Source organism: Pseudomonadaceae bacterium SI-3 (assembly GCA_004010935.1).
GTDB lineage: Bacteria > Pseudomonadota > Gammaproteobacteria > Pseudomonadales > Pseudomonadaceae > Stutzerimonas.
This window is the reverse complement of the sequence record CP026511.1, coordinates 3,604,567-3,618,706: the sequence shown is the minus strand read 5'-3', so window position 1 is coordinate 3,618,706 and position 14,140 is coordinate 3,604,567. Positions and strand designations below refer to the sequence as shown.

Genomic DNA, 14,140 nt, shown 5'->3' with positions numbered 1-14,140 from the left:
GGCGTAAACCGTCCGGGCGTTTTATTACCTGAATTATGCAAGAAGGGGAACGCTGCTCATGTTGGACTCCAATCTCAAAGCGCAACTGAAAACCTATCTGGAAAAGGTCACCCAGCCGTTCGAGATCGTTGCATCCCTCGATGACGGCGCAAAATCCCAGGAAATGCTCGCCATGCTGGAAGACATTACCAGCCTGAGTGACAAGATCACCCTACGCACCGACGGCAATGACGTCCGCAAACCTTCGTTCGCGCTCAACCGTATCGGTGGCAACACCAGTCTGCGTTTCGCCGGCATTCCGATGGGCCACGAGTTCACCTCGCTGGTGCTGGCCCTGCTGCAGGTCGGTGGTCATCCGTCCAAGACCGCACCTGAAGTCATCGAGCAGATCAAGAATCTCGACGGCGAATACAATTTCGAAACCTATTTCTCGTTGTCCTGCCAGAACTGCCCGGACGTGGTCCAGGCGCTGAACCTGATGGCCGTGCTCAATCCGAACATCCGCCACGTCGCCATCGACGGTGCCCTGTTTCAGGAAGAAGTCACCATTCGCCAGGTCATGTCCGTGCCGAGCATCTACCTCAACGGCGAGCTGTTCGGTCAGGGCCGCATGGGTGAAGAGGAAATTCTGGCCAAGCTCGACACCGGCGCGTCAGCGCGCGATGCCGAGAAGCTCAGCGCCAGGGATGCTTACGACGTGCTCGTTGTCGGTGGTGGTCCAGCCGGCGCTGCCGCGGCCATCTATGCCGCCCGTAAGGGCATCCGTACCGGTGTCGCAGCCGAGCGTTTCGGTGGTCAGGTGCTCGACACCATGGCCATCGAGAACTTCATTTCGGTAACCGAGACCGAAGGCCCGAAACTGGCCCGTGCGCTGGAAAACCACGTGCGCGAATACGACGTCGACATCATGAACCTGCAGCGCGCAGCCCAGCTCATCCCTGGCTCAGATGGAGGCCTGCACGAGATCAAGCTGGAGAATGGTGGCTCGCTGAAGGCCAAGACGCTGATCCTCGCCACCGGTGCGCGCTGGCGCGAAATGAACGTGCCGGGGGAGCAGGAATACCGCGGCCGCGGCGTCGCCTACTGCCCGCACTGCGATGGCCCGCTGTTCAAGGGCAAGCGCGTGGCGGTGATCGGTGGTGGCAACTCCGGCGTGGAAGCGGCTATCGACCTGGCCGGCATCGTCGCCCAGGTCACCTTGATCGAATTCGACAGCCAGCTACGCGCCGATGCCGTGCTGCAGAAGAAACTGCACAGCCTGCCCAACGTCACCGTGATCACCAGTGCACTGACCAGCGAAGTCACCGGCGATGGCAAGAAGGTCACCGGGCTTACCTACAAGGACCGCAACTCCAGCGAATTCCATGAGCTGGAGCTGGAGGGCATCTTCGTACAGATCGGCCTGCTGCCCAACTCCGACTGGCTGAAGGGTACGGTAGAGCTGACGTCGCGCGGCGAGATCATCGTCGATGCGCGTGGCGAGACATCGCTGCCGGGTATCTTCGCCGCTGGTGACGTTACAACCGTGCCGTACAAGCAGATCGTCATTGCTGTTGGCGAGGGCGCCAAGGCCTCGCTGAGTGCCTTCGATCACCTGATCCGCAGCTCTGTCGAAGACTGAGCGTCGAGGTAAAAAGAAAGGGGAGCAGGCCAAGGTCTGCTCCCCTTTTTCGTTTCTGGCTGCTGACGTCCAGACCCACACGGGATGCGATTCGAAGGATAGATAGGCGCTATCCAGGGTCTACTCCTTACACCGGAACCGCTTTGGCTCGGGTGATAACGAGCGAAACGGGCGGCTATCGATCCGCTCGCCGTGCATGTATCAGCAGTCCATGGAGCGAGTCCTCATATGATCAATGCGGATGCGCCGCAAACGCCCCGAGGGGCAGTAGTGACTCTGGCCAACAGGTCCAGAGACCCCAAACATGAAAAGGCCGTGCATGAGCATCTGGCCAAGCGTCTAGCGGCAGTTAAAGGCTTGACGTTTCTCGGTGAATACGACCGATCCATCGAGTATTCGCATCCACTGTATTTCGTGCCGTCTGGCACCATCATCGGTACAGACGCAGCCCGTGAGCTAGGCCTCGATGATGAGGAAGATCTGTTCGGTGGCGTGGTACCGCAGGCATTCATCGAAACCAAGGCCATCACGCATCCGCTGGTGCGTCCGGATGCAGATGCACCAGTTGGTTGGTCTCGTGACTTCGCGGCGCGTGTCAGTGGCAGCGTGCTTCCCGGCTATAGCGTCTTTTCGCTCGCAGATGCCCGCGAAGCCGGGCGGCGGCTGTTGCATGAAGGTTCGCTGCGGCTGAAACCAGTGCGAGCCACCGGCGGGAGAGGGCAGGAGCGCATCAATACCGAGCAGCAGCTGGATAATGCGCTGGAACACGTCGACGAGAAGGAGATGGCTCAGTATGGGCTGGTGCTCGAGGCCAACCTGGAACACGTGACGACCTTCAGTGTTGGGCAAATTCGGGTGGCGGGAAGAACACTCAGCTATTACGGGACTCAGCGCCTGACGCCTGACAATTCTGGCGAGACGGTTTACGGCGGATCCGATCTGGTCGTATCGGACGGTGACTTCGAGGCCCTGCTAGGGCTCGATCTTCCGGAGAAGGCCCGGCTGGCCATTATGCAAGCGCAGGTCTACGACGATGCCGCATCGGCGTGCTTTCGAGGATTTTTCGCGTCGCGTCGTAACTACGATATTGCCCAGGGCGTCGATGGTCGTGGTCGTGCCTGTTCCGGTGTGTTGGAGCAGTCATGGCGGATCGGGGGCGCAAGCGGTGCCGAAATCGCTGCGCTTGAGACACTCATGCAGGGCCAGAGCGGCGCAGTACGGGCGTCTACCGTTGAAGTTTATGGTGAGTCGCAAGTAGTTCCGTCCGGTGCGACCGTACTGTTCCGGGACGAAGACGCCGAGGTTGGCTTTATCACCAAGTACGTAGTGGTGGAGGATTATGGCGACTCAGAGTGAATGCGTAGACATCCTGGTCGACGATGAACATATCGCCGGAACTTTCCTCTCACCGCCAACCAAACTGCCCGGCGTCCTGTTCGTGCACGGCTGGGGGGGGAGTCAGGAACGTGACCTGACGCGCGCTCGAGGTATAGCGGGGCTGGGATGCATCTGCTTGTCCTTCGACTTGCGCGGCCATGCCTTGACGCTGGCGCAACAGCAAACCGTTACGCGCGAGCAGAATCTCAATGATCTATTGGCCGCCTACGATCTGCTGGCGCAACACCCGAACATCGACTCATCGGCGATTGCCGTAGTGGGCACCAGCTACGGCGGTTACCTGTCAGCTTTGCTTACGGCGCTGAGGCCAGTTAAATGGTTGGCCATGCGGGTTCCAGCGCTGTACGGGGACGATGACTGGATGGTGCCCAAGCGCCAGCTGAACCGGGACCTGCTCAACCAACTGCGTGGTCGACGAGTCGTGCCGGAGGAAAACCGTGCCCTGGCAGCCTGCGCCGACTTTCGTGGCGACGTGCTGATCGTCGAGTCCGAGCACGATCACCTGGTTCCGCACAGCACCATCATGAGTTACCGTGCCGCCTTCCATCAGACGCATTCCCTGACGCACCGGATCATTCTCGGTGCTGATCATGCGCTAACCAGTGATTGCTGCCAGAAGGCCTATACCGACATCCTCGTTAACTGGGCGACCGAAATGGTAGTCGGGGCTCGACTCGACCAGCAGGAAGGCGTTGCCGCGGCGAACCGTCGCTAGCCTGGGGGTGAAGGTGGCTGAATGGGTCCGACAAAACGGCTCCAGCGTCGATCCAGAACCTGCTGTTTCAGGACTTCGATGACATCCACCAGCAGCTCTTCGAGCGCCAGGTCGGTGTTCTCATCCTGGTAAACCCAGGCCTCGAAAAACTCGTCGGCCAGGTTTCGTGCAAGTCTCTGGAACTGTGGGCTTTGAAGTCCTTCGGCGGCGCCTTGAAGTAGCTGGGCGGCAATATCGCTGAGCGCTGCATCCAGGGTATCGGCGACTCGTCCCCCCATGGGCAGGCGGCGCAGGCGGATCACCTCCGGGTTGTTCAGCAGGGCCTGGTGAATCAGTCCGCCCACATAGCCTTCGATGGCTCCCCGATTGTCCCGGTAGCCGGTCTCCAACATGCTGTGCATGCGACGGGAAAGGTCGATGAGCAGCCTTTCCTTGCGCGGCCTGACCACCTCTTGCAGCAAGCGGCGGGAGAGGTCGTCGCTGGCTCCGATCTCCTGCTGCATGCGGCTGAACAGGCGAACCATGACGCGATCGGATAGTTCTTCGAGCAGCAACAGGTAATAACGGTTGGCCAGGCCAAACACCGCCCAGCGTCGCATGTCGATCAGCCCCAATCGTTGCAGACGGATCAACAGGCTGCCGACGCGCAGCACCCGCAGCCAGCGGAAGCCGCTCAACGGAATGCAGCCGAGCACGTCATACCAGTGAGCGAAGGGGTAGTAGTACCAGCGTGCGTAGCGGCGTTCAAACAACGCGACGGTCCAGCCGAGCAGCACGTCGAAGACAAAAATCGCGACGAAGGCGAGGTCGATGTGCTGGAAGTTCTGGTGAATCAGCGCGTCGTAGCGTTGATGCAGGGCGGGAGCCCATTCGGCCAGGGCGTCATTGATCGGCTGCAAAATGAACAAGCTATCGAACAGGATGAGCCCAAGGTTGATGCACACCAGCAGGACGATCAGGACTTCCCAAGCCGCGTGCAGCCCGTCGATTAAGCGCTCGCGCCGCCGCGTTTGCTCAGGCATCGGCAGGCGCACTGGCCGCATGCCAGAGGATTTCAGCGCAGCCCTGACGCCGCGCAATCAGCCGGGCCACAACGAAGAAAAGGTCCGACAGGCGATTGAGGTAAGCCAGGCCGACCGCGCGTAGCGGCTCGATCGCATTAAGTTGCTGACAACGGCGCTCGCTGGTACGCGCCATGCTCCGACACAGATGGGCGAGGGCGATCAGTCGTGAGCCGCCCGGCATGATGAAATCTTCCAGCGGTCCTAGCTCCTGATTCCAATGATCGATCGCCTTCTCAAGACGGGCGACCTCGGCGTCGGTCAGTGCCTGATACTCAGGCATCGCCAACTCACCGCCCAGGTCGAACAGGCGATGCTGGCAGGGCCCGAGGACTTCGATCAGTTCGGCCAGATCCGGCCAGCGCGCCTGGGCTTCGGCCAGCTCGGCCAGCAACAGGCCCAGTTGACTGTTGAGGGTGTCTATTTCGCCCATCGCCTCGATTCTTGGGTGATCCTTGGGCACGCGGCGGCCGTCGGCCAAGCCGGTTTCTCCGGCATCTCCGGCACGGGTATAGATCTTCGAGAGTCGGTTGCCCATCTGGATTCCTTGATTCAGCTGTTGTTGGGTTCAGTAGCGGATGACAGCGGCAGGCGCAGCGTAAAGCAGGTGCCCTGGTCCGGCCTGCTCTGCACTTCCATCTGGCCCTTGTGATTGTTGGTGATGATGAAATACGAAACGGAAAGACCCAGCCCGGTTCCCTGGCCCACCTCCTTGGTAGTGAAAAAGGGCTCGAAGATTCGCTTGCGGATATGTTCAGGAATTCCGCTGCCATTGTCTTCGACCTGGATTTCACACCAAGGCGGGTTCAGCCGTGTGCGCAGGATAATCTGCCCGCGGCTTCGCTCCGGTCTCTGATGGATAGCCTGGGCGGCGTTTTTCAGCAAGTTCAGCAGCACCTGTTCGAGCTCGTTGGCGATACAGGGGACGCGGTCCACCTGGGGATCGAAGTCTCGGAGAATTTCAATAGATCGGAAGTCGAAACCGTCCATCAGTGCAAAGTCGTTGCCGGCAATCTCCAACGCCTGGTCAATAAGCACGGCCAGCGGGCACTCCGCCAGTTGCCGGTTGCTCAGGCGACTGAAACTCAACATGTGGCTGACGATCTTGGCCGCTCGCGATCCGGCTTGCTGAATACCGTCGAGCAGTTGCGGGATCTCCCTTTGCTGCAGGTACAGGTTGACGGCCTCCAGCGAGACCCCAGTATCCAGAGCGACGTCACGGTTCCGCTCAAGCTCAGGCGATAGCCGCCGGCGGATGTTCTGTGCGTTGTGCAGGATGGCGCCGAGGGGGTTGTTGATCTCGTGCGCCATACCTGCGGCAAGGCTGCCTACCGAGAGCATCTTTTCCGACTGCACCATGATTTCTTCCATGTTGATCCGCTCGGTAATGTCGTCGATGCGGATCACCACGCCCCGACCGCCACCGCCCATCAGGGGGTAGAGCGTCAATGCATAATGCCGAGGCTCACCATTGAAAGCCCAGGTGACACGTTCGATCTTCTCGACCTGATGATGCTCGGATGTACGACGGATCTGAGTCAGGAACGGCCTTAGCGGCTCGAAGGCGATGAAAACGGGTTGGTTCAAGGCGTCATCGATTGTCGTTCCGGATAGCACACTGGCCTGTTGATTCCACTGGGTCACGTAGAGTTGCTCATCGAGCGCAATGAGCACCGAGGGCATCGAGTCGATGATGCTGTTCAGGTAGTTCTGGAAGCCAGTGAGTTTCTTTTCGATCTTGCTGCGAACCTGGACTTCGAGCTCGAGCTTGCGGTTGGAATGACGGGTCTCCTCTGCCAGGCCTTGGGCGTGATCGAAGGCTTCCTGGGCATCGTCTCGGGCACGCTTGAGCTGCTGCTCGCGAGCCTCCATGCGCGACAGCATGGTGTTGAAAGCATCGGCCAAGTGGCCGATCTCGTCCCGGTTTTTCGGTGTCGCCCTGAGGGAATAGTCTTCTTCTCGGGTCACCTGGCGGGACAGGGCTTCCAGGTCGCGGATCGGCCGGGTGATCAGACGACGAATCTGCCGTGCCACCAGCGCCCATAGCAGCAGGCTGGCGAGCAGGATGGCGAGGCTGGCGGTCAAGGTGCCCGTGTAAAACGCGCCTGGCAGTTCGCTGCTGGCGACCATCAATAGATGACCTGGTGGCCCCGCGGCCTGTGGCAGCTCGATCAACAGATTGGCACGCATCTCGCTCTTTTGCCACTCCGGCAAGTCGCTCACCTGCTGCGGTAAGTCCAGCCGATCGCCACGGTACAGTTCAGCCAGGCTGCGCCCCGTGCGGTCATAGACCACAGCCGCCCGCAGCGGCGCATATTCGTTCAGCTTCCCCAGCAGCTCGTCAGCAGCCGCTTTGGATTCCAGGGCGCGATCACTCAGCTCGGGAGTTGCGAACAGCTCGCCGAGGGTATGCATCGCCTGGGGCGCCACGCTCTGCCGCGATATCCAATAGGCCGCGCTGATAAACGTGAGGTTGGAGACCAGCAGCAAGGCTGCCAGCAGCACGAGCAAAGCGATCAGCAGCTTGCGGCCGACCGGAAGATTTTCAAGGCGCTGGCGCAGGGTCATGGTAGGCACGGGCGAAGGGTGTTTCTGCAGGGTAGCGGTGGCTCAGTCGGCGGGCAATCCGTGACAGCGCAGGAGCGTCTGGAGTCGCTTGAGCAGTTCGTTCAGCTCGGGTGTTGCGAGACCATGCTGACGCGCGGCCCGGCAAGCCTGCCCAAGCAGAAAGCCGACTTCGGTTCGGCGCCCGCTCCCCACGTCCTGATACATCGATGAATAGTTTTGCGCGGTCGCCTCGATGATGCGCAACACTTCCGCCTCGAGCCCATCGGCGGCCGCGCACTGGCCGCACGCCCGCAGCACCTCGCTGAGCTCGCTGCAGAGTCGGTGCAGCGCCTCGGGCTGATTCAGTAATTCGCCGTTACGGCAATCGTTCAGCACGCTAAGCGGGTTGATGGCGCAGTTTATCGCCAGCTTTCGCCAGAGTTTGGCCATGATGTCGTCCGCCCAGACGTACGGAATCTCCGCCATGTCCAGCTCGGCAAGCCAGGGCGGCGCTTGATGATTGACCGGATCGCCGAGCCAGTTCTGGCCCCGACCGGCATGCACGACTCGAAAGTCGGCCTGACGGTAAGCGCCTTCGGTGCTGGAAACGAAAATGCAGCGGCTCTCCGGCCAACGTGTCGCAATGGCCTGCTGGCTGCCCAGGCCGTTTTGCAACAGGAGGATTTCCGACTGTTTGGCAAGTCGCGGCGCTAGTTCCGCGACGGCGGCTTCTGCGTCATAGGCTTTGCAGGCGACCAGTAGCCGTTCTATCGGTGTCGTAGCCCCTGGTAGCTCTGCCGGTATTGGATAGACACGGCTCGCACCATTCTCGATCAGCGTAAGCCCTCCCGCGGCGTCGTACTCGGCAAGCCGTTGAGGATTACGCAAGATGATGCGCAGCGGCACGCCGGCGCGAAACAGGCGCGTCGCCCACAACCCGCCCAGGCTGCCGGCACCCAGTACGTGCCAGGTGCCAGCCATCAGGCGGGCTGCTTGTACCGCATGGGCACGATACGTCCCGTGGCGTATGCGTCAGGTAATAACGATCCAGCCTCTGCGATGACCCGCTTGGGATCGACCGGCAGCGCGCTTGCATCGAGGCTGATCATCGCTATACCGGCCTTGATTGAAATGAAGCCCTCGTCGGTCTTGAACGCCTTGAGGTTGAGTCCTTCATGCAGCCGCTTGAAACTGCTCGGAGCGCACGCGCGCAAGTCCTCAATCAGCGTCAGCACGCCGAAATGGCGATCATCCAGGCGGGTGAGGACGTCGAGCGGGCGTACCAGTTGCTGGAGACGTCTCGCGATACCTCGCAGCAGGTCCTGATGAAACTGTTCACCGTAGCGTTCCCGCTGGCTGGGAACCTCCGGCAAGCCTATCAGCAGAAAGCACAGCGCACCGCCGCGGCTTTCGATCTGGCGCAAGCTGTCGCCAAGGCGCTGATGCAGGTAACGACTGTTTCCGAGCCCGGTGATCGGGTCGATCAGGTTGCGCTTTTCCAGACTGGCGATGTTTTCGGTCAATAGACGGTTTTCGCGCATTAGCCGCTGCAGTGAGCCGCACAGTCGATCGGCGGCAAACACCCTGGGCACGAGCTGGTCGTTCATCACCGACTTGCCGATGAAATCATCCACGCCGTGATCGAAGGCCTTGCTCAGCACGTCTTGGCCGTCGCGGCCGGTCAGGAGAATGATGTAGGTGTAATGATCAGACATCTCGTCCTGCTGGCGGACCTGAGCGGTCAGCTCCAGGCCATCCATTTCCGGCATCAGCCAATCAGCAAGGAGAACATTGGCGGGGCGTTGTTCAATCAGCTCCAACGCCGCGCTGGCACTGTTGGCGAAACGAATGTCTTCGTACCCGGCCTTGCTGAGTGCGCGACCTATCATCACGCTGGAGAACTTGGCGTCGTCGACCACCAGGATGCTGAGTTGGGGGTTGGGCATTCAGGGACTCGGAGAAGGAGAGGGGCTGCAACAGGGAATGGAAAGGCCTGAGCAGCGCGAACAGTTATAATGATGGCGCATTTGAACCGTCAAGCTAAGCGCGTTGGGTCACACCCTTGCGCCGTTTCCACAGGAGGAAGCCCATGCCCTCGTTCGACGTGGTGTCCGAACTGGACAAACACGAAGTAACCAACGCGGTAGATAACGCTGTCAAGGAACTTGACCGGCGCTATGACCTGCGTGGCAAAGGCAGTTTCGAATTCAAGGAACTGACCATCAATCTGACCGCCGACGCAGATTTCCAATTGGAGCAGATGTTGGAAATCCTCAAGTTGAGCCTGGTCAAACGCAAGATCGATATCCAGTGTCTGGAGCTGAAGGATCCCTATCCATCCGGCAAGACCGTCAAGCAGGAGGTGGTGCTGCGCGAGGGTATCGACAAGGAACTGGCTAAGAAGATCGTAGCGTACATCAAGGAGGCCAAGCTCAAGGTGCAGGCGGCCATTCAGGGTGAGCAGGTGCGTGTAACCGGCAAGAAACGCGACGACCTGCAGGAAGCGATCGCCCTGCTGCGCGCCAAGGATTTTGAAATGCCGCTGCAATTCAATAACTTCCGCGATTAATCACCCCGCGCACGTTCGTGCCACTTCCCGCATTTGCCGAGCGGCCCTAGTCCGGGCGCTCGGTGTCCCAAGGAGATTCTTTTTCAATGGATTTCAGTGTCGATTACCTGGGCGAGCTTTCCGAGGCCTGGTTGCCTGTGGTCGTTCAATACGGCGCACAAGTTACGCTGGCGCTTTTCACCTTCCTCATCGGTTGGTGGCTGATCAACAAGCTCGTCGGGAATTTGGGTGGCGTATTGAAGCGCCGCCAGTTCGACGCTTCGCTGCATGGCTTTATCGAGAGCCTGGCGAGCGTCATCCTCAAGGGACTTTTGCTGATCAGCGTTGCGTCGATGATCGGCGTCGAGACCACCTCATTTATCGCTGTAATCGGTGCAGCCGGCCTTGCGATTGGCCTGGCGTTGCAGGGCAGCCTGGGCAACTTCGCTGGCGGCGTGCTGATTCTGATCTTCCGACCCATCCGCGTCGGTGAGTGGATTGAAGCTCAGGGCGTATCCGGGACTGTGCACTCGATACAGATCTTCCACACCGTCCTCAAGTCTGCCGATAACAAAACCATCGTGGTGCCCAACGGCAGCCTTTCGAATGGCCATATCACCAATTATTCCCGCGAGCCGCGTCGTCGCGCGGACATCAATATCGGTATCGACTACGGCGCCGACATCAAACTGGCGCGCAAGATCCTGCTGGAGATTGCTGAAGACGAGCGTGTGCTGCGCGATCCTGAACCGGTGGTTCATGTGGTCGCACTGGCCGACAGTTCGGTGAATCTGTCGCTGCGGGTATGGGTCGCCACCGGTGACTTCTGGCCGGTAACCTTCGGCTTTACTGAGTTGGTCAAGGAGCGCTTCGACGCAGCCGGAATCGGTATTCCATTCCCGCAGCGGGTGGTACACCTGGTCCAGCGTTAAGACCTGTTCTGCAAGATGAAAAAAGCCGGCAGTAGCCGGCTTTTTTTCGTTAGCTATGTTCAGTCGAGGATATCGGCTCTCCGCCGGTGGATTGCGGGCGACTGCGTGTCCATTGCCAGACAATCAGTACCAGTGTCGGAATGCCGAGCAACGCAGTCACAAGAAAGAAGTTGCTGTAACCGAGATGCTCGACCATCACGCCCGAGTAGCCGCCCAATAGCCTTGGCAATAGCAACATCAACGAGCTGAGCAGGGCGTACTGGGTCGCAGAGAACTTCAGATTGGTCAGGCTCGAAAGATAAGCAACGAATGCGGTTGAGGCCAGGCCGCCGCTGAAGTTGTCGCAGGAGATGGTGACGATCAGCATGTTGAGGTTGGCGCCCATTTCCACCAGCAACATGAACATGAGATTGGTTGCGGCCGATGCCGCACCGCCAATGAACAGAATCGGCAAGATGCTGAAACGCACGATCAGCAAACCGCCAAACGCAGCGCCAAGCAGGGTCATGATTAAACCAAAAAGCTTGCTGACGCTGGCGATCTGATCCTTGCTAAAGCCTTGGTCGATATAAAAGACATTCGCCATAACGCCCATTACCGTATCGGACATCCGGTAGGTGGCGATCAGTCCGAGCAGTAACAGCGCCTGCCAACGATAGCGCAGGATGAAGTCGGTGATGGGCGTCAGCACCGGCCCCATCAGAATCCGCCCCGGTCCGGAGAGGCAGCCCCAGCAAATCAGCAGATACATGGTGCCGCGTGGCCAGTAGCCGCCCCAGTAGGACTGGAACATGCCCGTTGTAGAAACCATGAGGATGATCAGGACGATCACCGATACGGCCTGGTGGACAAAATCGAAGCGTGCCGGGCGCTGGCGCTGACCAGCCTGTTGAAGCATCTGGCGCACCGGAACCATCAGCGACCGTCCCCAAGGTGACAGCGAACCGATGATGAACAGCAAATACAGCGTTGCACGTGGCCAGGCCTGGGCGATCAATGCGTTGATCATCGCGGGAACGGAAATCAGCAGCACCAACAGCAGGCCGACCGCAGCCATCTGATGGTTGAAGCTGAATCTGGACGGCCCATGAGGCAGCGGCGCGGTGCATTGGGGTTCGGGAATCAACAGGCTGGTGACAAGGCCCGGCAGGATGAGGAGAGCGAAGGCGATATAGGTCGTGGCCCAGGCGGCCTGGTTGTATTCGACGTTGCTAGAGCCCAGCCACTCAGCCAAAAACAGCGCCCCGGCGCTGGCCAACAGCATGGCGACGCGATAACCGGTCATGTAGCTCGCGGCCAGTGTGGCCTGCAATTTGTCCTCGGCGATTTCCAGCCGATAGGCATCAATGGCGATGTCTTGCGTGGCCGAGGCGAACGCCACCGCCACGGCCAGTGCGATCAACATGGTCAGGTTCTGTTGCGGATTGCACATGGCCATGCCGATCAGGCCGATCGCGATGACCGCCTGCGACAGCACCAGCCACGAGCGCCGCCGGCCCAAGCCGCCAATCCAGGGCAATCGCCATTGGTCGAGCATCGGCGACCAAACCCATTTGAACGCGTACGCGAGGCTGATCCAGCTGGCAAAGCCGATGGTCTCGCGAGACACACCCGCCTCGCGCAACCATACAGAAAGCGTGGAAAAAACCAGGATCGCAGGAAGCCCGGCAGCGAAGCCAAGGATCAGCAGAGTCAGTGAGGCTGGACTGGCATAGGCGGCTAGCGCGGCGCGCCAGGTTTCACGGGACATAAAGGCAAATCAGGGACAGAACATGAAGCGCGCACTCTACCCGCTGTGCTCCGCCGAATGCCAGCCGTGCCGACGTATGTCGACGCGGTCGTTGATCACTTGCACACCCTCGGCGCGAAGTCGGGCACGTTGCTCCTCGCCGGAGACGGTTCCGGCGGCCAGGCTCAGGCGACCGCCTGCGCCCATCACCCGGTGCCAGGGCAGGCGCGTATCGTCAGGCAACTGTGACAGGACCCGCCCGACCCAACGTGCGGCACGGCCCAGCCCGGCGACAGCGGCAAGTTCGCCATAGCTGGTGACCTTGCCTTCGGGAATCTGCGCCAATGCCAGATATAGCGCGGCACGTCGGGTTTCGGCGTCACCGGTGCGCGGATCGCTGTGCGCTGCATCAGAGGGCTGGCGCGTCATGCAAAGGCTCCATTAGTGATTGAGGCTGGGATGATTCGAGGCTCCGTTTGGCGGCCAGCGCTTGTTGTCTTGGGGCGTATAAGGATAATGCCTGCCTTTCTCTTATACCCGCAGACGCCCTCTTGCCTATGTTCTCCCGACCGCTCTCACGAACCTTGCTTTGCGTAACCCTTTCGACGCTTTCTCTGCCGACATTTGCCGACACCGTGTGGCTGAAGAATGGCGATCGGCTGACCGGCAAGATCAGCGTGCTCGATGGCGGCAAGCTGCTTATCGAAACCGAGTACGGTGGCTCCATTCCGGTGAAATGGAGCCAGGTCGCGACACTGGAAAGCAATCAGCAGTTGCTAGTCAAGGAGGGCGATGCCTCTGGCGAGGTCGCGAAATCACTACAAGCGGCCGATGACGGCATGGTCACACTGAGTAATGGCGGCGCGCCGCGTACGGTCCCGCTCAAGTCGATCACCCAGATCATCCATCCGAAGCCACTCATTCAGGACTTGACCTGGAAGGGTAACGTTGACGTAGCGCTGGACTACAAACGTGCCGAAACTGATACGGATGACTATGACATCTCGCTCAAAACCTCTGCGCGCCATGGCCTGTGGCGTCACAACGGTTCCGGCGCCTACAACCGGGAGTACCGCGACGGTGTAACTGCCACCGATAACTGGGAGGCCGAGTACGCGCTGGACCGCTTCCTCGACGAGCACTGGTTCTGGCAGGGCCGCTTGGAATACAAGCGTGACAAGATCGAGGACGTTCGGCGTCAGCGCACTGTGGGTACAGGTCCGGGTTACCAGTTCTGGGACAACGAGCTGGGCGCGTTCTCGCTGGCTTCGCTGGCCAACCGCAGTGACTACGAGTTCGCCAACGGCAACACGGAGCAGTTTTACTCGCTGGCGATGAAGTGGAATTACAACCGTTATCTGGTGGGCAAGACCTTCGAGATATTCAGTAACGGTGAAATCGGCAAGCCACTGGAAAATGTCGCCGACTATCAATTCGACGCTGAAATGGGGCTGCGTTACAAAGTGACCGACTGGGCGTCGCTCAACATGAAGGCCGAGAAGGACATCGTCAGCGGTGCGGAGAACGATATGGACGAAACCCGCTACAGCATCGGATTCGGTGTGGGCTGGTAAGGCATATAGCGTGAT

At 59.8% G+C, this 14,140-nt stretch carries 13 protein-coding genes; 6 read left to right on the top strand and 7 right to left on the bottom strand.

Annotation, left to right across the window (positions count from 1 at the left end):
• Positions 1-58: 58 nt before the first annotated feature.
• The 3 genes from C1896_16865 to C1896_16855 all read left to right on the top strand — a co-directional run bounded on the left by C1896_16865 (position 59) and on the right by C1896_16855 (position 3,734).
• Entirely contained in the window at positions 59-1,621 is a 1,563-nt protein-coding gene (locus tag C1896_16865) for an alkyl hydroperoxide reductase subunit F (GenBank protein AZZ46437.1), read from the top strand.
• Positions 1,622-1,849: 228 nt separating this feature from the next.
• Positions 1,850-2,977 (top strand): DUF3182 domain-containing protein, encoded by a 1,128-nt coding sequence (locus C1896_16860; GenBank protein AZZ46436.1) that lies wholly within the window; start codon positions 1,850-1,852, stop codon positions 2,975-2,977.
• The gene (locus tag C1896_16855) at positions 2,961-3,734 is read left to right on the top strand and encodes an alpha/beta hydrolase (GenBank protein AZZ46435.1); all 774 of its coding nucleotides are present in this window, start codon (positions 2,961-2,963) and stop codon (positions 3,732-3,734) included. Before C1896_16860 ends, C1896_16855 begins: the two co-directional genes overlap by 17 nt.
• On the opposite strand, the gene C1896_16850 is transcribed toward C1896_16855, so the two are convergent.
• Genes C1896_16850 through C1896_16830 form a run of 5 tightly spaced genes read right to left on the bottom strand, consistent with a single transcriptional unit; the run spans position 3,731 to position 9,288 of the window.
• Positions 3,731-4,756, bottom strand: a complete 1,026-nt coding sequence (locus C1896_16850) for a preprotein translocase subunit SecA (GenBank protein ID AZZ47712.1) — start codon at positions 4,754-4,756, stop codon at positions 3,731-3,733. The genes C1896_16855 and C1896_16850 overlap by 4 nt on opposite strands.
• On the bottom strand, positions 4,749-5,333 hold the full coding sequence (locus C1896_16845) for an ATP:cob(I)alamin adenosyltransferase (GenBank protein ID AZZ46434.1): 585 nt from the start codon (positions 5,331-5,333) through the stop codon (positions 4,749-4,751). Before C1896_16845 ends, C1896_16850 begins: the two co-directional genes overlap by 8 nt.
• A 14-nt stretch (positions 5,334-5,347) precedes the next feature.
• Positions 5,348-7,363, bottom strand: coding sequence for a PAS domain-containing sensor histidine kinase (locus C1896_16840; GenBank protein ID AZZ46433.1), 2,016 nt, complete (start codon positions 7,361-7,363; stop codon positions 5,348-5,350).
• A 42-nt stretch (positions 7,364-7,405) separates the two neighbouring features.
• The gene (locus C1896_16835; protein AZZ46432.1) at positions 7,406-8,323 is read right to left on the bottom strand and encodes a 2-dehydropantoate 2-reductase; all 918 of its coding nucleotides are present in this window, start codon (positions 8,321-8,323) and stop codon (positions 7,406-7,408) included.
• Complete coding sequence (locus C1896_16830; protein AZZ46431.1) at positions 8,323-9,288, bottom strand: response regulator; 966 nt, start codon at positions 9,286-9,288, stop codon at positions 8,323-8,325. The genes C1896_16835 and C1896_16830 overlap by 1 nt, the downstream gene beginning before the upstream one ends.
• Before the next feature lie 143 nt (positions 9,289-9,431).
• On the opposite strand from C1896_16830, the gene C1896_16825 reads away from it, so the two are divergent.
• Together C1896_16825 and C1896_16820 are read left to right on the top strand one after the other, a co-directional pair.
• Positions 9,432-9,911, top strand: a complete 480-nt coding sequence (locus tag C1896_16825; GenBank protein AZZ46430.1) for a YajQ family cyclic di-GMP-binding protein — start codon at positions 9,432-9,434, stop codon at positions 9,909-9,911.
• Positions 9,912-9,997: 86 nt separating this feature from the next.
• A complete protein-coding gene (locus C1896_16820; protein AZZ46429.1) occupies positions 9,998-10,822 on the top strand; it encodes a mechanosensitive ion channel protein MscS in 825 nt (274 codons plus the stop codon).
• Between the two features lie 49 nt (positions 10,823-10,871).
• Here the strand turns inward: C1896_16820 and C1896_16815 are convergent, their stop codons facing one another.
• Both C1896_16815 and C1896_16810 read right to left on the bottom strand, forming a co-directional pair.
• Positions 10,872-12,572, bottom strand: a complete 1,701-nt coding sequence (locus C1896_16815) for an AmpG family muropeptide MFS transporter (GenBank protein AZZ46428.1) — start codon at positions 12,570-12,572, stop codon at positions 10,872-10,874.
• Positions 12,573-12,608: 36 nt separating this feature from the next.
• A complete protein-coding gene (locus C1896_16810) occupies positions 12,609-12,980 on the bottom strand; it encodes a DNA base-flipping protein YbaZ (GenBank protein AZZ46427.1) in 372 nt (123 codons plus the stop codon).
• 128 nt (positions 12,981-13,108) lie between these two features.
• Between C1896_16810 and C1896_16805 the strand changes: the two genes are divergently transcribed.
• The gene (locus C1896_16805; GenBank protein ID AZZ46426.1) at positions 13,109-14,125 is read left to right on the top strand and encodes a DUF481 domain-containing protein; all 1,017 of its coding nucleotides are present in this window, start codon (positions 13,109-13,111) and stop codon (positions 14,123-14,125) included.
• The last annotated feature ends 15 nt before the right edge of the window (positions 14,126-14,140 follow it).

Coding starts and splice junctions, on each gene's coding strand:
- C1896_16865 (AZZ46437.1), top strand. CDS start 59: ATGTTGGACTCCAATCTCAAAGCGCAACTGAAAACCTATCTGGAAAAG.
- C1896_16860 (AZZ46436.1), top strand. CDS start 1,850: ATGATCAATGCGGATGCGCCGCAAACGCCCCGAGGGGCAGTAGTGACT.
- C1896_16855 (AZZ46435.1), top strand. CDS start 2,961: ATGGCGACTCAGAGTGAATGCGTAGACATCCTGGTCGACGATGAACAT.
- C1896_16850 (AZZ47712.1), bottom strand. CDS start 4,756: ATGCCTGAGCAAACGCGGCGGCGCGAGCGCTTAATCGACGGGCTGCAC.
- C1896_16845 (AZZ46434.1), bottom strand. CDS start 5,333: ATGGGCAACCGACTCTCGAAGATCTATACCCGTGCCGGAGATGCCGGA.
- C1896_16840 (AZZ46433.1), bottom strand. CDS start 7,363: ATGACCCTGCGCCAGCGCCTTGAAAATCTTCCGGTCGGCCGCAAGCTG.
- C1896_16835 (AZZ46432.1), bottom strand. CDS start 8,323: ATGGCTGGCACCTGGCACGTACTGGGTGCCGGCAGCCTGGGCGGGTTG.
- C1896_16830 (AZZ46431.1), bottom strand. CDS start 9,288: ATGCCCAACCCCCAACTCAGCATCCTGGTGGTCGACGACGCCAAGTTC.
- C1896_16825 (AZZ46430.1), top strand. CDS start 9,432: ATGCCCTCGTTCGACGTGGTGTCCGAACTGGACAAACACGAAGTAACC.
- C1896_16820 (AZZ46429.1), top strand. CDS start 9,998: ATGGATTTCAGTGTCGATTACCTGGGCGAGCTTTCCGAGGCCTGGTTG.
- C1896_16815 (AZZ46428.1), bottom strand. CDS start 12,572: ATGTCCCGTGAAACCTGGCGCGCCGCGCTAGCCGCCTATGCCAGTCCA.
- C1896_16810 (AZZ46427.1), bottom strand. CDS start 12,980: ATGACGCGCCAGCCCTCTGATGCAGCGCACAGCGATCCGCGCACCGGT.
- C1896_16805 (AZZ46426.1), top strand. CDS start 13,109: ATGTTCTCCCGACCGCTCTCACGAACCTTGCTTTGCGTAACCCTTTCG.